This is a genomic window from Nocardiopsis sp. NPDC058789 (assembly GCF_042745575.1).
GTDB lineage: Bacteria > Actinomycetota > Actinomycetes > Streptosporangiales > Streptosporangiaceae > Nocardiopsis > Nocardiopsis eucommiae.
The window spans coordinates 85,751-108,174 of sequence record NZ_JBHYOW010000013.1 but is presented as its reverse complement, the minus strand read 5'-3'; the positions used below and the strand labels follow the sequence as shown (position 1 = coordinate 108,174).

Genomic DNA, 22,424 nt, shown 5'->3' with positions numbered 1-22,424 from the left:
GAGGCGTCCCGTCCGGGTTCGACCCCGCCGTACCGGGCGGGCCGCCCCGCGCCGGTCAGTGCGCCGGAGGCTCCACCGCGCCCTGGCCGTGCATCGCCGCGTAGACCAGTTCGGAGTAGGCCTCCAGGGCGTCCGCGCACGCGGTCAGGCGCTCGGCGGCGGCCCGGGCCTCGGGCAGGGCGAGGACGTCGCGCCTCCTGAGGTCGCGGAACCAACGGCGCAACCGCTCCAGGCTCTGTTCCTCCTCCTCCAGTTCCGCGAAGGTGAACTTCTCCTTGGCGATCTCCTTCGCGATCTCGGCCTCGAACCGGCCGCAGTCGGTGGTGAACTCGCCCCACTCGTCGATCCGGGCGGCCCGGAACGCGTCCTCGACGAACGCGCGCGCGTCGGCGTCCCGGGGTTCGACGTCGTAGACGGCCACCCGGCCGCCGCCCTCCACCGCCAGCTCCGTCGCGCGCTCCACGAACGGGCGGAAGGCCTCCGCCGCGGGCAGGGCCCAGGTGCCCTGGGAGACGGGCACCGCCCCCGCGCGCCGCAGTTCCCGCCAGACCGCGACCCGGTGCCGTGAGGGCTTGGCCGGGACCTGTACCACCGCGAGGATCCATCGCACCGCTTCGTCTGTCACGAACCCGACCGTAACAGTCGGGCGGAGCAGGGGAGACTTCGGGCGAGTAGCAGGTGTTACAGTCTGGTGCGTGACACAATCTCCTCCGGTGTGGTCGGTCGCACCCCTGTACCTCGCCGGGTTCACCACGGCCTTCGGCGCCCACGGCGTCGCGGGTGTCCTGGGAACCCAGAGCGACTCCCTCGGGCTCTCCCTGCTGGGCCTCGGACTCATGCTGGCCCTGTACGACGTGGCGGAGGTGGTCCTCAAGCCGGTCTTCGGAGCGCTCAGCGACCGGATCGGCGTCCGTCCGGTGATCTTCGGCGGGCTGGTCGCGTTCTCCGTGGCGTCCCTCCTGGCCCTGCTGGCGCCCACCCCGCTCGTGCTGGGGCTCGCGCGGGTCGGGCAGGGCGCGGCGGCCTCCGCGTTCTCCCCGGCGTCGTCGGCGGCGGTCGCGCGACTGGCAGGGAGGGAACGGCTGGGGCGGTCGTTCGGCCGCTACGGGGCGTGGAAGAGCCTCGGCTACGTGCTCGGTCCGCTCAGCGGTGTGGCACTGGCCCACGTGTGGGGGATCGGGGCCCTGTACCTGGCGCTCGCCGTGCTCGCGGCGGGCGCGGCGGCGTGGGTGCTGCTCGCGCTCCCGGCCCTGCCGGTGGTGCCCCGGCCGCGCTACACCGTCGCCGACCTCGTCCGGCAGACCACCGAGCGCGGGTTCCTGGTCCCCACGCTGCTGCTGGCCTCCACGACCGCGATCCTCGGCGTCGCGGTCGGGTTCCTGCCGCTGCTGGCCGTGCGGCTCGACCTGCACCCGCTCGCAGGTGCGGCGGCGGTCACCCTGCTGGCCCTGGTCTCCACCATCGTCCAGCCGATCGTCGGCCGCCGACGCGACCGGCACGGGATCTCCGCGCGCGACGGCGGGGCCGTCGGCCTGGGGCTGGCGGCGGCCGCCCTGCTGGCGCTGGCCCTGGCCCCGAACGTGGTCACGCTGGTCGCCGCGTCCGTGGCGATCGGCCTCATGGTCGGCACCGTCACCCCGCTGGCCTTCGCACACCTGGCCGAGACCACGCCCGAGGAGCGGCTGGGACGCACGATGGGCAACGCCGAACTCGGTCGGGAGGTAGGGGACGCCGGAGGGCCGTTGGCGGTCGGCGCGCTGGCCGCCGCCACGAGTCTGCCCGTGGCCCTCACGGCGCTCGCGGCCGCCGGACTCGCCTCCGGGATCCTGGGGCGGGTCGCGCTCCGGGAGGGCGGGCCGGTCAGGCCCGGGAGCCCGCCCGACTGATCCGGGCCAGGGAGGCCTCGACGTCCACCCGCTCGGTCGGCCGGTTGTGGGGGAGCTTCGAGAGCAGGTACGCCATCCCGCAGGTGTTCGTGACCGCCGCGAAGGCCAGCCCGGCGCCCACGAACGCGGCCAGGAGCACGGCGGGGGTCCACCACAGACTCGCCGCCGCCGCGACCAGCACCGTCGAACCCGCCACGAGGCGCACCTGGCGGTCCAGGGCCCACCGCTCCGGACCGTGCACGGTCGGGCCCTCGGTCTGGGCCCAGGCGTTCATGCCGCCGGTCAGCACCACGGCGTCCTCCAGCCCGGAGGAGGCCAGCCGACGCCGGGCCTGCTCGGCTCGGGACCCGCTCTGGCACACCAGGACGATCTGCTCGGTGGCGTCCCGGGCGACCCTCCCGGCGTGGTGGTCGAGCTCGTCCAGCGGGAGGTTGACCGCTCCGGGGACGTGCGCGCTCTCGAACTCGGCCGGGGTGCGCACGTCCACCAGGAGCGGGGAGGATCCGCTGTCGAGCCGGGCTCTGACGGTCGCCGCGTCGACGGACTCGCTCATGTGTGTCTGACTCCAGGGGAGAAGGGGTAGTCCACGACTTTGGTAGGGATTCTACCCCCCGGGGTATGTGACGTGCTTGTCACCGATTCCGGGAATACCCCCCCCGATGCGGAGTCCTGTACTGGTCAGAGCGTCGGCAGGTACCTCTGGAGCTCGTACGGGGTCACCTGGCGGCGGTAGGAGTTCCACTCCGCCTTCTTGTTGCGCAGGAAGAAGTCGAAGACGTGCTCGCCGAGCGTCTCCGCCACGAGCTCGCTGTTCTCCATCAGGCGCAGCGCCTCGTCCAGGCTCTGGGGGAGCGGCTTGATGCCCAGCGCGCGGCGCTCGGAGTCCGTGAGGGCCCAGACGTCGTCCTCGGCGCCCGGCGGCAGCTCGTAGCCCTCCTCGATCCCCTTCAGACCTGCGGCCAGGATCACCGCGTAGGCCAGGTACGGGTTGGCGGAGCTGTCCAGCGAGCGGATCTCGATCCGGCTGGAGTTCGACTTGCCGGGCTTGTACATCGGCACGCGGACCAGTGCCGAGCGGTTGTTGTGCCCCCAGCAGATGTAGGCCGGGGCCTCGCCGCCCATCCCCGCCGAGGCGGCCGGGTCGTCCCAGATGCGCTTGTAGGAGTTCACCCACTGGTTGGTGACGGCCGCGATCTCGTCGGCGTGGCGCAGCAGCCCCGCAATGAACCCGCGCCCGACCTTGGAGAGCTGGTACTCCGCTCCGGGCTCGTAGAAGGCGTTGCGGTCACCCTCGAACAGCGACAGGTGGGTGTGCATGCCCGACCCCGGGTACTGGGTGAAGGGCTTGGGCATGAAGGTGGCGTACACGCCCTGCTCCATGGCCACCTCCTTCATCACCAAACGGAAGGTCATGATGTTGTCGGCGGTGGTGAGCGCGTCCGCGTAGCGCAGGTCGATCTCCTGCTGGCCCGGGCCGCCCTCGTGGTGGCTGAACTCCACCGAGATGCCCATGGCCTCCAGCATGTTGATGGCGTTGCGCCGGAAGTCGTGCGCGCTGTTGTGCGGCGTGTGGTCGAAGTAGCCGCCCGAGTCGTTGGGCTCGGGGAACTCACCGTGCTCCGGGAACTTCTTCAGGAGGTAGAACTCGATCTCGGGGTGCGTGTAGAACGTGAACCCGAGGTCGGAGGCCTTCCCGAGCTGGCGCTTGAGCACGTGCCTGGGGTCTGCCGGGGACGGCGAGCCGTCGGGCATGAGGATGTCGCAGTACATGCGCGCGGTGCCGTGCGGCTCGTTGCGCCAGGGCAGCACCTGGAACGTGGAGGGGTCGGGCTGGGCGAGCATGTCGGCCTCGTACACCCGGGCGAAGCCCTCGATGGCCGAACCGTCGAACCCGATGCCCTCGGAGAAGGCGGCCTCCAGTTCGGCGGGCGCCACCGCCACGGACTTGAGGTACCCGAGCACGTCGGTGAACCACAGCCTCACGAACCGGATGTCGCGCTCCTCCAACGTGCGGAGCACGAATTCCTGCTGTCGATTCACGATGACCCTCCTCGATGCCGGTCGGTTCCGGCCCGGTCCGCGCACGTGAGCCGTGCCGGGAACGATCTCCCGGAGCCAGTCTGCCGTGCGGATATTTCCGGGGTATTTCCGCACACGCCAACCAGCCTGCCCGGACCTCCCCGCACAGGCATTATGACCGCTGAATCAGGAGGTTCGGGACGGCTTGGGCCAGACCGAGTTCCCGGGCGCGGGCCCCCGCCGTGGCCCGGTTGGGCACACCGAGCTTCCCCAGGATGTGGGACACGTGCACGCTCGCGGTCTTGGGGCTGATGAACAGCGCCTCCGCGATCGCCGCGTTGGTCGCGCCCGTGGCCAGCAGGCGCAGCACCTCCGTCTCGCGCGGAGTCAGCCCGGCGGGTGCCGGAGGCGGGACGGACCCGCCGGAGAGACCGGCGCCGAGGCGGCGCGCCAGGTCCTCGGCGGCGCGGGCCAAGGGTGACGCACCACACGCGTCGGCGGTCGCGAAGACCAGGCGGGTCAGCTCCACGGCACGCTCCCGCTCCCCGGCGGCCACCCGGGCCTCGGCCTCGCGCAGCCGGGCCCGGGCCAGGTGCAACCGCAGGGGAGTGGACTCCCAGGCCGCCGCCGCGGTGGCCCACGACGTGGCCAGGGACGGGGGCGCGGCGCCCTCGACCTCGCTGATCTGGGCCCGTACGGTCGCCGCGTGCGCCGGCCGGACCAGGCCGTTGCGCGGGAGCCTCCCCGCGACGGTGCCGACCAACCCGACCACGAGCCGGGCCGTCTCCCCGAACCCCGCCTCTTCGCGCGCCCGCTCCGCGCCCAGTCGGGCGGCCTCCGCCATCCGTTCCAGCAGCGGCCACGTGTACCCCGGGGAACGCTCCAGGGCCGCCTGCTCCAGGACGTCCCTGGAGAGGGACAGCGCCTCGGCGAGGTCACCCTCGGCCAGGGCGGCGTCCAGCAGGCCCGTGGTGCGCAGCTGCACGACGTCCATCCGGTGCGCGTCCAGCATGGAACGGTCTCCGCTGGGCCCGGCCTCGGCACGCGCCGCGACCGCGTCCCCCATCGCCGCCGCGGCACGCGCCTCGACCGCCTGGACGTAGTGCTGGTGCTTGTCGTCCCCGTGCCTCCTGGCCAGGTGGCGGCGGTGGACCTCGCGGCTCTGGCGCAGGTCTCCCGTCTCGAAGAGGATCTCGGCGCGGTTCTGGTGGTGGAAGGACCGGTGGTAGGGCGCCCAGCCCCACGCCTCGTGCCGGGCCAGGGACTCCTCCAGCACGCGCAGGCCCTCCTCGTGGTGGCCGAGCTCACGCAGGAAGTGGGCGAGGTTCCCGGCTCCGCGCGCCTCCATGTAGGGCTCGCGGAGCTCGATGGCCTCCGCCATCCCCCGTTCCACCAGCGGGCGCCCGTGTTCGACGTCACCGTCCCGCATACGGACCCCGCCCAACGTGATCCGGGCGTCGGCGGCCGCGCAGCGGTCGGACACACTGCCCGTGTCGGCCGCGTCGATCGCCAGCTCGGCCAACGTCCCGAAACCGCGGCCGGTGTCGTTCAGCTCTTGGAGGACCCTCCCCTCGGGGGTCGGGTTCCGGTCCTCGCGCAGCATGGCGCTCTCCCGGGCCAGGAGAGCCAGGAGCTGGCTGTATCCCGGCATGTGCGGCGGGTGCAGTTCCAGGGCCCGGACCAGGTCCTCGACGCCGCCGGTGCACGCGTGGGAGGAGCGGGCCTGGCCCCGCTGGCGCAGCAGGACCGCCCGCGCCGTGAGGGTCCCGTCGTCGTCGGCGTCCTCGTCCAGCGTCGCCAGGGCCTCGTCGACGAGTTCCAGCGCACGCCGGTTGCGGTTGGCCGAGATCGCCGCGCCCGCCGCCCTGCTCACCACCTCCGCCCAGCTGTTCCCCTCCACCCGGTCGCTGGGGTCGGGCACCCGGTCCCACAGCGCCAGGACGCGGTCCAGCATGCCGAGGCGTTCGTCGAAGGCGAGCGTCCTGCTGGCCTGGACGGCGGCCCGCCAGGCGGCCTCCATGGCCCGGGGCAGGTCCTGCGCGGCGTGGTAGTGGTGGGCCTGCTCGGCGGCACGGCGGTCCTCGGGGACGGCGTCCGGGTACGCGTCGATGAGCTGGGCGAAGCGCAGGTGCAGCCGGGAGTGCGGCCCGGGCAGGATCTCGTCGTGCACCGCGTCGCGCAGCAGTGCGTGCCGGAAGCGGTAACCGGTGCGTCCGGGCCGCAGCACGTTGGCGTCCACCAGGGCGTGCAGGGCGGCCTCCAGGTCACGCTCGGGCAGCCCGGCCGCGTGGTGGAGCACCTCGTGCTCGATGCCGTCGGCCACGGCCCCCACCGCCGCCGCCCGCAGGACGGAGAGCGTGGTCTCGTCGAAGCGGCGCACCGGCTCCAGGAGCAGGTCGCGGAAGTGGTCGGGCAGGTCGGGGTCGTCGTCGGAGGGGCAGGTCTCGGCGGCGGCCAGGGCCTCCACGAACAACGGGACGCCCTCGCTGCGCCGGAAGAGCGTGTCCAGGGCGTCGTGCTCCAGTTCCTCGCCTCGGATCGCCGCGGCCTGGACGCCCACCTCCTCCCGGGTGAACGGCTCCAGCACGATCCGGCGCACGCCCGGCAGGCGTTCGAGCTGGGGGAGGAGCCGCCGCAGCGGGTGCGCGCGGTGCAGGTCGTCACTGCGGTAGGTGGCGACGACCTGGGTCCCGGGGCGGGAGAGGTTGCGGGCGAGGAAGGCCAACAGGTCCCGGGTGGCGCCGTCCGCCCAGTGCAGGTCCTCCAGGACGACGGTGACCCCGTCCTCCCCGGCCACCTGCTCGCACAGGCGCAGTACCTGCTCGAAGAGGATGCCCCGGTTCTCCCGGCGGTCCGAGGCGGGCTCGCCCAGCTCGGGGAGGAGCCGGGCGAACTCGCCGACCCCGCCCGGCGCGGCCGCGTCGAACGGGGCGCGTCCGCGCTCGCGCAGGATCTGGCGGAGCACGGCGGTGAAAGGGGCGTAGGACAGGCCGTCGACGCCGAGTTGCAGGCAGGCCCCGACGAACACCGTCCCGGCGGGCCGGGTGGCGGCGAACTCGGAGACCAGGCGGCTCTTGCCGACCCCCGCGTCCCCGCCCACCAGCAGTGTCTCCGGGGGGCCGGTGCGTACGCGGTCGGCCTGGTCGGCCAGGAGCCGGAGGTGGTCCCGGCGGCCGACGAAGAGGGGACTCACTGCGGAGAACAGGGGCATACCCCCCATTATGCGCGCCGGGGTCGCGGCGGCTCCGGGGTCTTCCCGGTTCGGGTCCGCTCCTCGGCACTCAGGAGACGGGCTCGGCGGTGGAGCTCGGCCCGGCGGAGGCGCTCCTGGATGATCGCCTGGGCGGTGGCCGCCCGTAGGTCTCTGAGGGGCACGGTGGTGTCCTTTCCGTGGTGTCTGTGCGGTGCTCGGGGCGGCGTGCCTGGTGCGCGCGGGGTCAGGAGGCGCGTCGGCGGCGCTTCGCGGCCCGTTCCCGGGCTCGGGCGCGGGCCTCGGCCCTGGCCCGGCGCACCGCCGTGAGCTGCTCGCTGCGACGGGCGGCGGCCTCGGAGCGGGCGCGGTCGTCCCTGAGGACGAAGTCGGGGTGGAACACGGTGCTGCCCTTCCGCTGTGCGGCGGGACCCGTGTCCCGCCCGATGACCTCCACGATCCGGCTGAGAACGGAGTCGGCGCATCGGGAGGAATCAGTGGATCGGCCGCCAAAGCGTCGGACGGCCTCCTAAGAGGGGTGAGATCCGTCCTAAGAACCCTCGTGAGTCCCGCCGATTCGCCAAACGCCCCGGAGGTTCCTTGACTCCGGTGCCTCGGGGCGGGCAAGTGTGTGGGGGCTGGGCGTCTCCTCCCGGGGGTGCTCCGGCCAGCACTGATGGCGGATCTCAGGAGGTCGTGGGATGACTCGGGTCGCTTGCGGGACCGACCGACGGGGCGCGTTCGGGCGAAGGGCCGCAGGGGTGGTCGCCGGGCTGGCCCTCGCCGGGCTGTGCGCGGCCCCCGCCTCGGCGGACGACGGCGGGGACGCGGTGGGGCTGTCCCTGTCCGGTGCGGACCGGTCGCCGCTCCCCGGCGAGGAGGTCGTCTACCGGGCCACCGTGGTCAACGGCGGAGCCGGGGAGGTCGAGGAGGGGCTGCTCGCACAGCACGTGCCCGAACCCCTCGATGTCCGGGAGGTCGGCCAGGGCGGGATCGTCGAGGAGGGCGTCGCCAACTGGAGGGTGGACCTGCCGGAGGACGGGGAGGCCGCCTACACCGTCCGGGTCCGGGTGCCGGAGGACGCCGAGCCGGGGGAGCGGGTGGTGAGCACCGCCTGCCTGCTGTTGGACCGGGACGGCGATCCCGTGGCCTGCGCGAGCGACACCCTGCTGGTCGGGGACCGAACGGTGCTCTCGAAGATGGGGGAGATGGTGGACCGGGACGGCCTGGTCCGCGCGGTGGGCGTGGGGGTGCTGATGGTGCTGGTGTGGCTGATGTGGCGACAGTGGGGCGCCTCACGCGGCACCTGACCCGACGGGTGTCCGATTTGTTACGTCAGGGCGTCAGCAAGACGCGGGCTTCAACTACAACGCGTAGTAGTCTAAGCGTATGGACTTCCTTTACTCCGCGCTCGTGTTCCTGCACATGATCGGCCTGGCCGGGATCATCGCCGGTTTCCTCATGCAGCTGATGACCGACAACGTCAAGGCGACCAAGGTGCTGCTGCACAGCGCCCTGCTCCAGTTCGTCACGGGCCTCCTGCTGGTCGGTGTGGCCGAGATGGCCGACATCGGCGAACTCAACCACGTCAAGATCGGCGTGAAGCTCGTGATCGCCCTGAGCGTCGTGGTCGTCGGTGTGCTCAACCTGCGCAAGCCCGCGAAGAACCTGGCGATCATCGCCGGTGTCCTGGCCATCGTCAACATCGGTGTCGCGGTCTTCTGGTAGACGCCCGCCGACCCGCCCGCACGGGTCTGCCGCCGGTGGCGGTCCGGAGTGCTCCGGACCGCCACCGGCTTTTTCGTCTGGAAAATCTTGCAGGCCCTTTCGTCCAGATCAGGGCTGCATTTCCGGGTGATCCGGTGTTCACGTGGTGTTCACAGGTCGAGGTCGGTCTGTTACCTTCGTCACCTCAACGCAAACTCTTGCGCAAACTGCAAGAGCATGCGGCACCTCCCCCCAAGGAGCGCACATGAGAACACCCCGCGTCGGCGCCCTCCTCGGAGCGGCCCTGATGGGAGCCGCCCTGTTGGCGGTACCCGGCCAGGCCGCCACCCAGGACGCCGCACCCGTCTCCGCGCAGAACGCCAACGACGACACGATCGTCCACCTCTTCCAGTGGAACTGGGACTCCGTCGCCGCCGAGTGCGCCGAATTCCTCGGCCCCGCCGGGTACGGCGGCGTCCAGGTCTCCCCGCCCCAGGAACACGTGGTCGTCCCCTTCTCCGAGGGCGGCAACCACCCCTGGTGGCAGGACTACCAGCCGGTCTCCTACCGGATCGACAACACCCGGCGCGGCACCGCCGAGGACTTCCAGGCGATGGTCTCCACGTGTGCCGACAACGGCGTCCGGATCTACGTGGACGCCGTCATCAACCACATGACCGGACCGGCCGAGGGCACCAGCACCGGCAGCGCCGGCACCGAGTGGGAGCGCTACGAGTACCCCGACCTGTTCGGGGACGGCACGGCCGCCTACTCCTACGACGACTTCGGTCCCTGCTACGACACCATCGAGAACTGGAACGACAAGGACGAGGTGCAGAACTGCCAGCTCCTCGACCTGGCCGACCTGGACACCGGCTCCCCGCACGTCCGTGACCAGATCGTCCGGTACCTCAACGGCCTGGTGGCCATGGGGGTCGGCGGCTTCCGGGTGGACGCCTCCAAGCACGTCCCCGAGGACGACATGGGCGCCATCATCGGGGCCCTGGACGACGTCCCCGGGTTCGGCGGCGCCCCCCGGGTGTTCCACGAGGTCTACGGCGACCAGACCATCCCCTACACCGCTTACACGCCCTACGGGCAGGTCACCAACTTCGACTACAAGCGCTCCGTCGCCTCCGGCTTCGCCAACGGTGACATCGCCGGGCTCACCGACATGCCCGACCACGGCGGCCTCACCTCCGACGAGGCCGTGGTCTTCGTCGACAACCACGACACCCAGCGCTACGAGCCGACCCTCACCTACGTGGACGGCGACCGCTACTACCTCGCCACCGCGTTCATGCTCGCCCACCCCTACGGCACCCCCGTGGTGATGTCCAGCTACGACTTCGAGGGCAACGTGACCGAGGGCCCGCCCAGCGCGGGCCAGGACGGCAACCCCGCCGGGTGGATCACCGAGGACAGCGACTGCTCCGGCGCCGCGTGGGTCTGCGAGCACCGGAACGAGGCCGTCAGCGGCATGGTGGCCTTCCGGTCGGCGGTGGGGGACTCCGGCCTCACCGAACGGGCCCGCGACGGATCCTCCCGTGTGGCCTTCGACCGGGGCGAGGCCGGGTTCGCCGCCTTCAACGCCTCGGGCGGAGACTGGGCCCTGACCGCCCCGACGGCGCTCCCGGACGGCGAGTACGACAACGCGTCCGGACCCGGCACCGCCACGGTCTCCTCGGGCCAGGTCAGTGCGACCGTCCCCGCCGACGGCGCCCTGGCGCTGCACGTGGGCGGCGAGTGCGAGCAGGACTGCGGCGGAGGTCCGGGCGAGCCGGGCGAGCCCGGCGACACCCTGACCGCGACGGTCGAGACCCGGCCCGGTCAGGAGGTGTTCGTCGTCGGCTCCACCCCCGAACTGGGGTCGTGGAACCCGGCGGACGGCGCCCCGCTGAGCACCGACGCGTCCACCTACCCGCAGTGGTCCGGCCGTGTCACCCTCGGCGCCGACACCGAGTGGAAGCTGGTCCGGGTGTCCCCGGACGGCGCGGACTGGGAGCCCGGCGCCAACCGCGTCGGCCCGGCCACCACCGTCACCTGGGGTCAGCGCTGAGGCCACCGGGCGTCCCCACGGGGGCGCCCGGTCCGGCTCACCCCGCCGAGGCGTCCTCCTTCGGCGCCGGGCAGGTCCCGCCCGGGTCCACCGCGAGCTCGTAGTGCCACACCTCGTTGGCGTAGGTCTGGCAGAGCCCGAACCGCGCCCCGTGCTGGGCGAACCAGTACGCGGCGTCGGTGCGGCCCACGTCCACCGCCTCCCCCGTGACGTGCGAGGAGTCCTCGGGGGAGGCCACCCACCGGGCCGCCTCCTCCTCGCTCCCGTACACCCCCACGGCCGACTCCAGCAGGAACCGCTGATAGCGCTCGCTGCGCCATCCGCTGGTCACCAGCACCTCGATGCCGTCCTCCTCCAGAGCGGCCCCGGCGGCCTCTCGGACCGCCGCCACCAGGTCCGGGTCCAGCTCGGACAGCGCGGGCACGTCCTCGTCGGGGTCCAGGCCCCCGCCCTCGGGGACGAACCCGTCGCCCTCGCCCAACGGGGTCAGCCGGGTCACCGGGAGGCCGGTCCGCGCCTTCCCCCCGTCGGCCGCCCCGGCCGAGGCGCACCCCGCCAGGGTCAGGACGGCCACGGCGACGGTGGCCAGAACGGTCGGTCGACGGCACATGGGACGTCCCTCCTCCGTGGACCGGACCCCGTGTCCGGTACCGAAGGCCCCAGGTCACCAGGGACGGTGTTGCGCGGATGTGTGCGGACGAGCCAACACTTCCGCAACACCGCCCCTGCCTAGACTGGGCCGTCGGCCGAGGGACGGGGGGAGCGCATGCGCGTGCTGGTGGTCGAGGACGAGGTCTTCATGGCGGAGGCACTCCAGGCGGGTCTGCGCCACGAGGCCATCGCCGCCGACGTCGCCCTGGACGGTGACGCGGCCCTGGAGCGGATCGGGGTCAACGACTACGACGTGGTCGTCCTCGACCGGGACCTCCCCGGAACCCACGGTGACCAGGTGTGCGCGGTCATCGCCCGCGACCACCCCGGTACACGGGTGCTCATGCTCACCGCCGCCGCCCGGCTCCGTGACAAGGTGGACGGCTTCGCCCTGGGCGCCGACGACTACCTCACCAAACCCTTCGCGGTCGAGGAGCTGGTCATGCGCCTGCGCGCGCTGGCCCGGCGGCCCGCCGCCACGGTCCAGCCGGTGCTGGAGCGGGGCGACCTGCGTCTGGACCCCTACCGCCGGGAGGCCCACCGTTCCGGCCGCTACCTCCGGCTGCCCCGCAAGCAGTTCGCCGTCCTCGAACTGCTCATGCGGGCGGACGGGGGAGCGGTCAGCGCGGAGACCCTCCTGGAGAAGGTCTGGGACGAGCACGCCGACCCCTTCACCAGCGCGCCCCGGGTGACGGTGTCCCAACTCCGCCGGGTGCTGGGGGAACCGGACCCCATCGTGACCGTTCCCGGCGTGGGCTACCGCCTGGTGGTCCCCGGGGAGGCCCGGTGAACGGCGTGCGGGTACGGGTCAGCGCCCGCCTGCGCCTCACCCTGGGCTACGCCGGGTTCCTGGTCGTGGCGGGCCTGGCCGTGCTGGCCGGGGTGTACGTGGTGCTGCGGTACGTGCCCGACTACCCGCTCACCGCCGCCAACCCCAGCGACCTCGGGCAGCCCATCGCGGCCCGCGCCCAGATCCTGGAGGCCGTCGTCCGCGTCTCCGGCGGCGTCCTGCTGGTGCTGGCCGTGATCGGGCTGGTCGGCGGCTGGTACCTGGCGGGGTGGGTGCTGCGGCCCCTGAACCGGATCAACGAGGCCGTGCTGGCCGCCACGACCGGGCGGCTCGGGCACCGCGTCGCGCTCTCCGGCCGCAACGACGAGTTCCGCCAGCTGGCCGACGCCTTCGACCACATGCTGGACCGCCTCCAGGACGCCTTCGAGGCGCAGGAGAGGTTCGCCGCCAACGCCTCCCACGAACTCCGCACCCCGCTGGCGGTCAACGCGACCCTCCTGGACGTGGCCCGGCGCGACCCCGAGGGCCAGGACCACCCGCGCCTGCTCGAACGCCTGGACCTCACCAACGCCCGGGCGATCGCCCTCACCGAGGCGCTGCTGCGGCTGGCCGACGCCAACGCCGTCACCGCCGTGTCCGCACCCGCGGACCTCGCCGAGATCGCCCGCGAGGTCGCGGCGGAGACCGCCGATGAGGCGCGTCAGGCGGGGGTGCGACTGGACCACGCGCTCTCCCCGGCCCCGGTGGTCGGTGACACCGCGCTGCTCACCCAGCTCACCGAGAACCTGGTGCGCAACGCCCTGAGGCACAACCTCCAGGGCCCGGGTGGGACCGCCCACGTCACCACCGACCGCGACCCGCGCACCGGCGGCGTCGTCCTGAGGGTCGAGAACACCGGCCCCGTGTACACCCCGGAGGCCGCCGCCCGCCTGCACGAACCCTTCCTGCGCGGCGCGGGACGGGTCGGTACCGGTCAGGGACACGGGCTCGGTCTGGCTCTGGTGGCCCGGGTCGCGCAGGTCCACGGCGGCACCCTGGACCTGCGCCCACGCGGGGCCGACCAGGGAGGGGGTCTCACCGTCACGGTCACCCTCCCCGCCCGGGACACCCGTCAGTCGTCGTAGAAGGCCCGTTCCATCACCGCGCGCGCCCGCCGGGTCGTGCGCAGGTAGGACTCGGTCAGCTGCTCCGCCGGACCCTCGGGCTCGGGACCCTCCGCCGCCGCGCCGTCCTCCTCGGCACCCTCGCCGTCCGTGTCGTCCCCGTCCCCGTCGCCGTACCCCATGGCCTGGGCCAGCGCCGCGCGCACCCGCAGGTCGTGCGGGATCGAGTCGCCGCCCCGGCCGCGTACCAGCATCACCATGCCGCGCACCCGTGAGGCCAGCCGCCACGACCGTTCCAGCACCACACCGTCGTCGGCGGCCAGGAACCCGTGCGCCACCGCCACCGCCAGCGCGGGCAGTGTCTGCGGGGTACGCAGGTCCGGGAACTCGTGCGCGTGCCGCAGCTGCAGCAGCTGCGCCACCCACTCCACGTCCGACAGCCCGCCCCGGCCCAGCTTCGTGTGCAGGGTCGGGTCCGCCCCGCGCGGCAGCCGTTCGGCCTCCATACGTGCCTTGAGCTTGCGGATCTCCAACACGGAGGCGGGGGAGACGCCCCCCACCGGATAGCGGATCGGGTCGATCAGCGCCACGAACGCCGAACGCAGCCCCTCGTCCCCGGCGATCGGCCGCGCCCGCAGCAGCGCCTGGCTCTCCCACACCTGCGACCAGCGCCCGTAGTAGGCGGCGTAGGAGTCCAGCGTGCGCACCACCGGCCCGCTGCGGCCCTCCGGGCGCAGGTCCGTGTCGACCTTCAGCGCGGGCTCGGCCTGCGGCATCTCCAGCAGCCGGGCCAGTTCCCGCACGATCGCCATGGCCTGTTTGGTGGCCGCGCCCGAGTCCACGTCCGGCATGGGGTCGTGCACGTACATCACGTCGGCGTCGCTGGCGTACGTCAGCTCACCACCGCCGAACCGGCCCATCGCCACCACGCACACCCGGGTGAGCACCTCGCCGCCGGACTCGGAGATCACCTTGGTGTAGGCCGCGCGCAGGGCGGCGTCGATGGTGACCTCCGCGATCCCGGTGAGCGCCCGGCCCACCTCCTCGACCGAGCACACGCCCAGCAGGTCGGCGGCGGCCGTGCGCAGCAGCTCCCGCCGGCGCAGCGCCCGCACCGCCGACACCGCCTCCTCCGGGGTGTCGTAGCGGCGCAGGGCCGCGTCGGCCTCGGCCATCAGCGACCTGCGCTCGCGCCGTCGGAGGTCGGCGTCGTCGCCCAGCATGGCCACCGCCTCCGGGGCCCGCAGCAGCAGTTCGGTCACGTACCGGCTGGTCCCCAGCAGCCACGCCATCCGCTCGGCCACCCGGACGTCGTCGCGCAGCAGCCGGAGGTACCAGGGCGTGGTGCCCAGCGCGTCGCTGACCTGACGGAACCCGAGCAGTCCCGCGTCCGGGTCGGGGGAGTCCGCGAACCAGCCCAGCATCACCGGCAGCAGTGTGCGCTGGATGGCCGCGCGCCGGGACAGCCCCGACGTCAGCGACTGAAGGTGGCGCAGCGCCCCGCGCGGGTCCACGAAGCCCAGCGCCCCCAGCCGCTCCACGGCCTGGTCGGCGGAGAGCCGGATCTCGTCCTCGGGCAGGGCGGCCACCGCGTTCAGCAGCGGGCGGTAGAAGAGCTTCTCGTGCAGGCGCCGCACCTCCGCAGACACCCGCTTGCGCGCATCGGTCAGCTCGCGCACCGAGTCGGCGGTGAACCCCAGGGCACGGCCCAGCTGCCGCAGCCGTGACGGACCGTCGGCGGCCTGGGGATCGGGCATCAGGTGGGTCCGGCGCAGCCGCTCCAGCTGCAGCAGGTGCTCCACCCGCCGCAGGAAGCGGTAGGCGTCGGACAGCCCCGCCGCGTCCCGCCGCCCCACGTAGCCGTACTCCGACAGCGCCGAGAGCGCCTGGAGGGTGTTGCCCGACCTCAGGCGCTCGTCCGAACGCCCGTGCACCAGCTGGAGCAGCTGCACGGAGAACTCGATGTCGCGCAGCCCCCCGGGCCCCAGCTTCAGTTCGTGCTCGGCCTGCCCGGCGGGGATGTGCGCCACCACCCGGCGGCGCATGGCCTGCACGTCCTCCACGAAGTCCTTGCGGCCGGAGGCCTCCCACACCAGCGGTGCGATGGCCTCCGCGTACCGCCGTCCCAGCTCCTCGTCACCGGCGATCGGCCGGGCCTTGAGCAACGCCTGGAACTCCCAGGTCTTGGCCCAGCGCTCGTAGTAAGCCAGGTGCCCCGCGAGCGGCCGGACCAGGGGACCGTTACGGCCCTCCGGACGCAGGGCCGGGTCCACCTCCCACAGGGTGCCCTCCGCGTCGGTCTCCGACGGGACGCGCATCATGGCGGTCGCGAGCCGGGTGGCGGCCCGCTGGGCCTCCTGGTCGTCGGCGGGCGCACCGTCGGCGCCGGTGGCGGGCTCGGCCACGAACACCACGTCCACGTCACTGACGTAGTTCAGTTCACGGCCGCCGCACTTGCCCATCCCGATCACGCTCAGACGGCACAGCGCGGCGTCCTCGGGGGACTCCGCGCGGGCCACCGCGAGCGCCGCGTCCAGGGTCGCCGCCGCCAGGTCGGCAAGCTCGGCGGCGACCTCGTCCACGGTGTTCACCCCGGTCAGGTCCCGCCCGGCCAGCCGCAGCACACGGCGCCGGTAGGCCACCCGCAGCGTGTGCCGCAGCACGGCCGAGGCCTCCCCCTCCTCGCCCTGCCCCAGAGAGAGGTCGGCCGTCGGAGCGGGCTCGTCGGGGCACGCGCCCACGGTGTGCATCAGCCCCCGGCGCAGCTCCTCGCGGTCCGGGGTGCGCGCGGCGTCGGCGCCGCGCAGCTCACGCCAGTCACCGGGGTGCCGCACCAGGTGGTCGGTGAGCGCCGTGCTGGCCCCCAGGACACGGCACAGCCGGGTGCGCAGGTCGCGTTCCTCGCGGAGGGCGACACGCACCTCCTCCGGGTCCGGTGCGACCTCCAGCAGCCGGAGGAGGCCCAGCAGCGCCTGGTCCGGGTCGGCCGCCGCTGCGAGGGCACCGATCACCTCGGTGTCGGCCAGGGCGTCCAGCCCCGCCTCCTCCACCAGCCGCAGGGCCCGGGTGCTGTCACTGAAACCGCGTCGAGCGAGCGCGCCCGCTGTCATGTTGGTTCTTCCGTCCCTTGCCACGCGTCAACGGTAGCCGTATCGGGGATCCGGACCCCGGAACCGGCTCGGGGCCGGTACCCGAACTGGATACCGGCCCCGAGGGGGTGTGACTAGATGTCGTAGTAGAGCTCGAACTCGCGCGGGTGCGGGCGCAGGCGCAGGGAGTCGATCTCCTCGGTGCGCTTGTAGTCGATGTAGGTCTCGATGAGGTCCTTGGTGAAGACCCCGCCCTCCAGCAGGAACTCGTGGTCGGCCTCCAGGGCCTCCAGAGCGGCCTCCAGGGACGCCGGGACCGTCTCGATCGCCGCGGCCTCGGCCGGGGGCAGCTCGTACAGGTCCTTGTCGACCGGCTCCGGCGGCTCGATCTTGTTCTTGATGCCGTCCAGACCCGCCATGAGCATGGCGGAGAAGGCCAGGTACGGGTTGGCCGAGGGGTCCGGCACCCGGAACTCGATGCGCTTGGCCTTCGGGTTGGAGCCGGTGAGCGGCAGGCGGATGCAGGCCGAACGGTTCCGCTGGCTGTAGACCAGGTTGATCGGGGCCTCGTAGCCCGGCACCAGGCGGTGGAAGGAGTTCACCGTCGGGTTGGTGAAGGCCAGCAGCGCCGAGGCGTGCTTGAGCAGACCACCGATGTAGTGGCGGGCCGTGTCCGAGAGCTGGCCGTAGCCGGCCTCGTCGAAGAACAGCGGCGCGCCGTCCTTCCACAGGCTCTGGTGGCAGTGCATGCCCGAACCGTTGTCACCGAAGAGCGGCTTCGGCATGAACGTGGCGGTCTTGCCCGCCTCGTTCGCCACGTTCTTCACGATGTACTTGTACAGCTGGACCTTGTCGGCCTGCTGGAGCAGCGTGCCGAACTTGATGCCGATCTCGGCCTGGCCGGCGGTGCCGACCTCGTGGTGCTGGAGCTCCACCTCGATACCGGAGTCGATCAGGGTCCGCACCATGTCCGAGCGCAGGTCGCTGTAGTGGTCGACCGGCTCGACGGGGAAGTAGCCGCCCTTGAAGCGCGGACGGTAGCCGCGGTTGCCGCCCTCGATCGCGGAGCCGGTGTTCCAGGCGCCCTCGATCGAGTCGATCTCGTAGTAGCCGGTGTTCGCGCGCGTCTCGAACTTGACGTCGTCGAAGATGTAGAACTCGGCCTCGGGGCCGAAGAAGGCGGTGTCGGCCACACCGGAGCCCGTGAGGTAGGCCTCGGCCTTGCGGGCGACGTTGCGCGGGTCGCGGCTGTACGACTCCAGCGTGAGCGGGTCGTGGACGAAGAACGTCATGTTCAGCGTCTTGTGCTTGCGGAACGGGTCCAGGACACCGGTGCTCAGGTCGGGCAGGAGCAGCATGTCGGACTCGTGGATGGCCTGGAACCCGCGGATCGAGGAACCGTCGAACATCTGACCATCGGTGAACGTGGACGCGTCCACGTTCTCGACCGGGAGGGTAACGTGGTTGACGCCCCCGAACAGGTCCGTGAACCGGACGTCGAAGAACTTGACGTCCTCATCTCGGATGTAGGCGAGCACCTCGTCGACGCTGCTGAACAAAACGGAACCTCCGTGCAGATAGCTGAGACGGCGGGTTCGCGGCCCGCGCCATCGCGGCCGTGTCGAACCACGCGCCGTCTCCCGGCCTCGTCATCGAAGCTAGGAGCGCGTGATTTCCACGCCGTGTCTCTATTGTTTCCTGCATGTTACGGAGCCGGTCGCCCGGGTTGGCCGGTGGTCCCGGAACGGTGATTCCGCCTGTTTCGGGGCGAAACCGGGGCGTCGGCGGCCTTCGGAGTGACCTGTGCCACGCGCCCTCCGTCCGCATGTCACCGGCGTCGAGCGGACCCGCGCGCGGGGGGTGACACGGGGCGGATAACGTGAAAAACATGAGCGACAAGAGCCGGAGCGGCGCCCCCACGGTCTCCGATGACGACTTCCGTTACCGCGGCAACCGGCTGGGTCTGCCCGAGAGCGGCAGCGGGTCGGTGCCCGGGGTCATGCGCCGCCTGGTCGGCCTCGCCCTCGACTGGGCCATCTCCGCGATGCTGGTGTGGGTCGCGCTCAGCTTCGGGCTCATCGGTCAGGAACTGGCCGCAGCGGCGGCGGCAGGGGGCGACCCCGAGGCCATCGCCCTCACCAACTTCACCACCCTGTCCACCCTGGTGGTGTTCGCGGCGATGAACCTCCTCCTGCTGACCATGTTCGGCACGACGATCGGACGCCGACTCGTCGGGATCGGTATCACCGCCACCGGTGAGCGCGGCTGGCCCTGGATCGCCTCCATGGCCGTGCGCACCCTGCTGTTGTGCCTGGTGATCCCGGCCGTGGTCTACGACCGTGACACCCGGGGCCTGCACGACCGCGCCGCCGGGACCGTCGCGACCCGTTACTGAGCGCACTCGCCCGGTCCCACGCTCCCCGGACGCCATGCGCACGCGCGTGCGAACCCGTACCGAGCTGCTGTTAGCATCCGTTCACGGCATTCCCGCAGGGACCCCCGCGACCTCGGGCCGTGTACCGCACGTCGACGCCCCGCCACTCCGGCGGGTGTGCCGTCCGGACGCGCCCTGGCTGCCCTGAACCCGCCCCCCTCAAGGTCTCCTCGCACCCTCGAAGGTTCGCATGGCTGGAAGACGCTCCGCCCCTCGCAACACCGGTGCCCTCAGCACCGCCCGGTTGTCCGCCGGACAGTGGGTCGCGTGCGTCGCGACCGCGCTGGCCATCATCGCCAGCCTCGGCGGTTACGGCTGGTACCAGGGTCTGATCGGCAACATCACGACCGCCCAGGTGGACACCGACGAGTGGGACCGGCCCACGAGCGTCGAGGGCGTCATGAACATCCTCATCATCGGCTCGGACGTGCGCTCGGGGGAGAACGCCGAGTACGGCGAGGTCGAGGGCGAGCGTCCGGACACGATGCTCATCGCGAGCATCAACGTGGACAACGGCGCGGCGACCCTGGTGAACCTGCCCCGCGACCTCATGGTCGACCTGCCCGGCTGCGAGGCGACGGAGGGCTACGAGGGCATGCAGGCCCAGCAGGGCATGATCAACTCCGCCATGACCTTCGGCGGGGTGGGCTGCCAGTGGCAGGCGGTCGAGCAGGTCACGGGTGTGCACCTGGACCACTTCCTGATGATGGACTTCGTCGGTTTCAAGGACATGGTGGACGCCATCGGCGGCGTCGAGATGTGCATCCCCGAACCGGTGGACGACCCCAAGGCGCACCTGGTGCTCGACGCCGGGCTCCAGACCCTGGACGGTGAGGACTCGCTCGGCTTCGTCCGCTCGCGCTACTCCCAGGGCGACGGCAGCGACCTGTCCCGGATCGACCGCCAGCAGGAGTTCATGGGCGCCATGCTCCGCGAGGTGCTCAGCAGCGACGTGATGACCAGCCCCGTCACCATCACCCGCTTCCTGGGCGCCGTCACCGACTCGATCACCACCGACGAGGAGCTGACGGTGGACACCATGGCCGACATCGCCATCTCGATGCGCGAGGTCGACCTGGACCGGGTCCAGTTCGTCACGGTTCCCAACGGCGCCCACCCGGCCGACGAGAACCGCATCATCATGAGTGACGCGGCCCCGGCCCTGTTCGAGGCGATCAACAACGGCGAGGACCTCGGCGGCGACGGCGACGGCGACGCGAAGGACGACAACCAGGCCGAGGACGTCACGGTCGAGCCCGGCGACGTCTCGGTCGAGATCGCCAACAACACCGGAATCGACGGCCTCGCCCTGGAGATCCAGGCCGTCCTGGTCCAGGAGGGCTTCGTGGTCACGGGGGTCGGCAACCCCGAGGCCCGTGTTCCCGAACTCACCACCGTCTACCACGGTCCGGGGGACGAGGCCGCGGCCAAGCTGCTCGCGGACAGCCTCACCAACGCCCAGACCGAGGAGGCCGAGGGCCTGGAACAGACCCTCGAACTCGTCGCCGGATCGGACTGGGAGGGCTTCGGCGGCTCTTCCTCCGGGAGTGACCTGTCCATCACCGACGACCTCGGCGGCGTCACCGCCGAGAAGCAGGAAAGCGCCTGCTAGACCGTGTTTTGTGGATCATTCCGCGCTCGCGTTGCCAGGCTGCCTCTCGCCGCGCCGATGAAGCTCGGACAGCCAAACCCGGGCGGGCCCCCGCTGTGCGAAGCTGCGGAGCTCGCGTAGCAGGGCACAGTAGGGGCAGCTTCACTCATCGTCTTGCGAGAGATGGCCTGACGGCCGCTCGCATCGATGGCGGCTCCGCCGCCACCGGCGAAAGCATCCACAAAAACACGCCCTTGACCACGATCTCGCGGGGGCGCCCTGGCCGGGGCGCCCCCGTTCTCGTGAGCGGGGTCTGACACAACGAGACCGTTCCGGTACCATCCGGGGGGTTACGTCCGAGTAGTCAGGGGGAGCCCCCCGTGACTGGTTTCCCTTCGGGCGCTTTCTCCTCTCATGTCCCAGATCGGATCGCAGGTGCCCTCTTGGCTCCAGGAAACGTGTCGAAGGCCGCCGCCGGGATGACCCTCGGCAAGTGGGCGGCGTGCGGGATGACCGGGGTGGTCATCGCCGGGAGTCTGGCTGGCTACGGCGTCTACCAGGACGTCTTCGCCCTCGACACCGCCGAGATCGACACCGACGGCTGGGGTGACCGGCCCGCCCAGGTGGACGGGGTGCACAACATCCTGCTCCTGGGCACCGACGAGCGGGCGGGGGACGACGCTGGCTACAACGAGCTGAACGGCATCCGCCCCGACGTCCTGGTGGTCGTCAGCATCGACGTCGACGCGGGCGGGGTGACCATGGTGAACCTCCCCCGCGACACGATGGTCGAGATCCCGCCCTGCGCCGGAGGCGACGAGGGCGAGGGCTGGAACGGCGGCGTCGACCAGCTCAACCACGCGATGACCTACGGCGGCATGGACTGCCAGGGCAACACGGTGGAGACCGTCACCGGCATCCACCTCGACCACATGGTCCTGGTGGACTTCGCCGGGTTCGAGAACATCGTGGACTCGATCGGCGGCATCGAGATGTGCGTCCCCGAGCCCATCGACGACCCCAAGGCGCACCTGGTGCTGGACGCCGGACTCCAGCGGCTCGACGGGGAACAGGCCCTGGGGCTGGCGCGCTCCCGCGACAGCGCGGAGAACGGCAGCGACCTGGGTCGGATCGAGAACCAGCAGCGCATGATCGGCGCGATCCTGCGCGAGGTCACCGAGGGCGAGATCCTGTCGAGCCCCAGCACCCTCTACGGCTTCCTGGACTCCATCACCGACAGCCTGACCACCGACAGCGAGTTCGGCACCGACAAGATGACCGAGCTGGCCGTCGCCATGCGCGAGGTCGACCTGGGCCGCATGAACATGGTCACCGCCCCGGTCACGGACTACCCCGCCGACGCCAACAAGGTCGCGCTGGAGGAGACCGCCGCCCAGGAGCTGTTCACGGCGGTGGCGTCGGGTGAGATGACCGAGGGCTCCGGGGACGACGAGGCGGAGGCGGAGGACTCCGGCGGCGTCGCGCCCTCCGAGGTGTCCCTGCGGGTCCTCAACAACACCGGGATCGACGGTCTGGGCAACCAGGTCCAGGGACTCCTGGAGGCGGAGGGGTTCGTGGTCACCGAGTCCACCAACCCCGAGCTGCGCGCCCCCGACGCGACCACGGTCTACCACGGGCCCGACCGCGCCGAGCACGCCGAGGTCCTGGCCTCCGCCCTGTCCGTCGCGGAGGTGGTCGAGGAGCCCTCGCTCGGGGACGACCTGGAACTGGTCATGGGCGGCGCCGACTGGGACGGCCTGGCCGGCGGGGGGCAGCCCGGAAGTGAGGGCGGCTCCGCCGACGACATCGAGACCACCTCCGCCGCCGAGGACGAGGTCAGCTGCTCCTAGGTTCTCCCACCACACGCGAACGGGGCCGTCACACCAGGTGTGACGGCCCCGTTCG

The 22,424-nt window shown here is 72.0% G+C and carries 17 protein-coding genes; 9 read left to right on the top strand and 8 right to left on the bottom strand.

Translation table 11 applies throughout. The annotated features are described in order from the left end of the window. Positions 1–55 precede the first annotated feature (55 nt). Positions 56–625, bottom strand: coding sequence for a Chromate resistance protein ChrB (locus ACFW3L_RS20060; protein WP_378742661.1), 570 nt, complete (start codon positions 623–625; stop codon positions 56–58). Between the two features lie 70 nt (positions 626–695). On the opposite strand from ACFW3L_RS20060, the gene ACFW3L_RS20055 reads away from it, so the two are divergent. Then, positions 696–1,886 carry an MFS transporter gene (locus tag ACFW3L_RS20055; protein WP_378742659.1) on the top strand — a complete coding sequence of 397 codons (1,191 nt, stop codon included), beginning with the start codon at positions 696–698 and terminating at the stop codon, positions 1,884–1,886. Here the strand turns inward: ACFW3L_RS20055 and ACFW3L_RS20050 are convergent. The 4 genes from ACFW3L_RS20050 to ACFW3L_RS20035 all read right to left on the bottom strand — a co-directional run bounded on the left by ACFW3L_RS20050 (position 1,861) and on the right by ACFW3L_RS20035 (position 7,498). Beyond that, positions 1,861–2,439, bottom strand: coding sequence for a rhodanese-like domain-containing protein (locus tag ACFW3L_RS20050; RefSeq protein ID WP_378742657.1), 579 nt, complete (start codon positions 2,437–2,439; stop codon positions 1,861–1,863). The genes ACFW3L_RS20055 and ACFW3L_RS20050 overlap by 26 nt on opposite strands. Positions 2,440–2,564: 125 nt before the next feature. Next, the gene (locus tag ACFW3L_RS20045) at positions 2,565–3,926 is read right to left on the bottom strand and encodes a glutamine synthetase family protein (RefSeq protein ID WP_184365415.1); all 1,362 of its coding nucleotides are present in this window, start codon (positions 3,924–3,926) and stop codon (positions 2,565–2,567) included. A 151-nt stretch (positions 3,927–4,077) separates the two neighbouring features. Then, positions 4,078–7,125 carry an AAA family ATPase gene (locus ACFW3L_RS20040; protein WP_378742655.1) on the bottom strand — a complete coding sequence of 1,016 codons (3,048 nt, stop codon included), beginning with the start codon at positions 7,123–7,125 and terminating at the stop codon, positions 4,078–4,080. Positions 7,126–7,342: 217 nt separating this feature from the next. Next, positions 7,343–7,498 carry a hypothetical protein gene (locus ACFW3L_RS20035; protein WP_378742653.1) on the bottom strand — a complete coding sequence of 52 codons (156 nt, stop codon included), beginning with the start codon at positions 7,496–7,498 and terminating at the stop codon, positions 7,343–7,345. 298 nt (positions 7,499–7,796) lie between these two features. Between ACFW3L_RS20035 and ACFW3L_RS20030 the strand changes: the two genes are divergently transcribed. The 3 genes from ACFW3L_RS20030 to ACFW3L_RS20020 all read left to right on the top strand — a co-directional run bounded on the left by ACFW3L_RS20030 (position 7,797) and on the right by ACFW3L_RS20020 (position 10,861). Further along, complete coding sequence (locus ACFW3L_RS20030) at positions 7,797–8,405, top strand: hypothetical protein (RefSeq protein ID WP_378742651.1); 609 nt, start codon at positions 7,797–7,799, stop codon at positions 8,403–8,405. Between the two features lie 79 nt (positions 8,406–8,484). Further along, positions 8,485–8,823 (top strand): hypothetical protein, encoded by a 339-nt coding sequence (locus ACFW3L_RS20025; RefSeq protein ID WP_378742649.1) that lies wholly within the window; start codon positions 8,485–8,487, stop codon positions 8,821–8,823. Between the two features lie 244 nt (positions 8,824–9,067). Next, a complete protein-coding gene (locus ACFW3L_RS20020) occupies positions 9,068–10,861 on the top strand; it encodes a carbohydrate-binding module family 20 domain-containing protein (protein ID WP_378742647.1) in 1,794 nt (597 codons plus the stop codon). 37 nt (positions 10,862–10,898) lie between these two features. On the opposite strand, the gene ACFW3L_RS20015 is transcribed toward ACFW3L_RS20020, so the two are convergent. Further along, positions 10,899–11,471 (bottom strand): M15 family metallopeptidase, encoded by a 573-nt coding sequence (locus tag ACFW3L_RS20015; RefSeq protein ID WP_378742645.1) that lies wholly within the window; start codon positions 11,469–11,471, stop codon positions 10,899–10,901. 156 nt (positions 11,472–11,627) lie between these two features. On the opposite strand from ACFW3L_RS20015, the gene ACFW3L_RS20010 reads away from it, so the two are divergent. After that, positions 11,628–12,302: a response regulator transcription factor gene (locus tag ACFW3L_RS20010; RefSeq protein ID WP_378742643.1), complete on the top strand. Its 675-nt coding sequence runs from the start codon at positions 11,628–11,630 to the stop codon at positions 12,300–12,302. Continuing rightward, positions 12,299–13,426 carry a sensor histidine kinase gene (locus ACFW3L_RS20005; protein WP_378742641.1) on the top strand — a complete coding sequence of 376 codons (1,128 nt, stop codon included), beginning with the start codon at positions 12,299–12,301 and terminating at the stop codon, positions 13,424–13,426. The genes ACFW3L_RS20010 and ACFW3L_RS20005 overlap by 4 nt, the downstream gene beginning before the upstream one ends. Here the strand turns inward: ACFW3L_RS20005 and ACFW3L_RS20000 are convergent. Continuing rightward, entirely contained in the window at positions 13,414–16,515 is a 3,102-nt protein-coding gene (locus tag ACFW3L_RS20000; RefSeq protein WP_378742639.1) for a bifunctional [glutamine synthetase] adenylyltransferase/[glutamine synthetase]-adenylyl-L-tyrosine phosphorylase, read from the bottom strand. The genes ACFW3L_RS20005 and ACFW3L_RS20000 overlap by 13 nt on opposite strands. 113 nt (positions 16,516–16,628) lie before the next feature. Continuing rightward, the gene (gene glnA, locus ACFW3L_RS19995) at positions 16,629–18,053 is read right to left on the bottom strand and encodes a type I glutamate--ammonia ligase (RefSeq protein WP_378742637.1); all 1,425 of its coding nucleotides are present in this window, start codon (positions 18,051–18,053) and stop codon (positions 16,629–16,631) included. Between the two features lie 329 nt (positions 18,054–18,382). Between glnA and ACFW3L_RS19990 the strand changes: the two genes are divergently transcribed. The 3 genes from ACFW3L_RS19990 to ACFW3L_RS19980 all read left to right on the top strand — a co-directional run bounded on the left by ACFW3L_RS19990 (position 18,383) and on the right by ACFW3L_RS19980 (position 22,369). Further along, positions 18,383–18,889: an RDD family protein gene (locus ACFW3L_RS19990; RefSeq protein WP_378742635.1), complete on the top strand. Its 507-nt coding sequence runs from the start codon at positions 18,383–18,385 to the stop codon at positions 18,887–18,889. A gap of 229 nt (positions 18,890–19,118) precedes the next feature. Next, positions 19,119–20,540, top strand: coding sequence for an LCP family protein (locus ACFW3L_RS19985; protein ID WP_378742633.1), 1,422 nt, complete (start codon positions 19,119–19,121; stop codon positions 20,538–20,540). Positions 20,541–20,998: 458 nt separating this feature from the next. After that, the gene (locus tag ACFW3L_RS19980) at positions 20,999–22,369 is read left to right on the top strand and encodes an LCP family protein (RefSeq protein WP_378742838.1); all 1,371 of its coding nucleotides are present in this window, start codon (positions 20,999–21,001) and stop codon (positions 22,367–22,369) included. Positions 22,370–22,424 lie beyond the last annotated feature (55 nt).

Excerpts from the sequence above, each read along its gene's own strand:
- ACFW3L_RS20050 (WP_378742657.1), bottom strand. The coding sequence starts at position 2,439 with ATGAGCGAGTCCGTCGACGCGGCGACCGTCAGAGCCCGGCTCGACAGC.
- ACFW3L_RS20040 (WP_378742655.1), bottom strand. The coding sequence starts at position 7,125 with ATGGGGGGTATGCCCCTGTTCTCCGCAGTGAGTCCCCTCTTCGTCGGC.
- ACFW3L_RS20030 (WP_378742651.1), top strand. The coding sequence starts at position 7,797 with ATGACTCGGGTCGCTTGCGGGACCGACCGACGGGGCGCGTTCGGGCGA.
- ACFW3L_RS20025 (WP_378742649.1), top strand. The coding sequence starts at position 8,485 with ATGGACTTCCTTTACTCCGCGCTCGTGTTCCTGCACATGATCGGCCTG.
- ACFW3L_RS20020 (WP_378742647.1), top strand. The coding sequence starts at position 9,068 with ATGAGAACACCCCGCGTCGGCGCCCTCCTCGGAGCGGCCCTGATGGGA.
- ACFW3L_RS20015 (WP_378742645.1), bottom strand. The coding sequence starts at position 11,471 with ATGTGCCGTCGACCGACCGTTCTGGCCACCGTCGCCGTGGCCGTCCTG.
- ACFW3L_RS20010 (WP_378742643.1), top strand. The coding sequence starts at position 11,628 with ATGCGCGTGCTGGTGGTCGAGGACGAGGTCTTCATGGCGGAGGCACTC.
- ACFW3L_RS20000 (WP_378742639.1), bottom strand. The coding sequence starts at position 16,515 with ATGACAGCGGGCGCGCTCGCTCGACGCGGTTTCAGTGACAGCACCCGG.
- ACFW3L_RS19990 (WP_378742635.1), top strand. The coding sequence starts at position 18,383 with ATGAGCGACAAGAGCCGGAGCGGCGCCCCCACGGTCTCCGATGACGAC.
- ACFW3L_RS19985 (WP_378742633.1), top strand. The coding sequence starts at position 19,119 with ATGGCTGGAAGACGCTCCGCCCCTCGCAACACCGGTGCCCTCAGCACC.
- ACFW3L_RS19980 (WP_378742838.1), top strand. The coding sequence starts at position 20,999 with ATGACCCTCGGCAAGTGGGCGGCGTGCGGGATGACCGGGGTGGTCATC.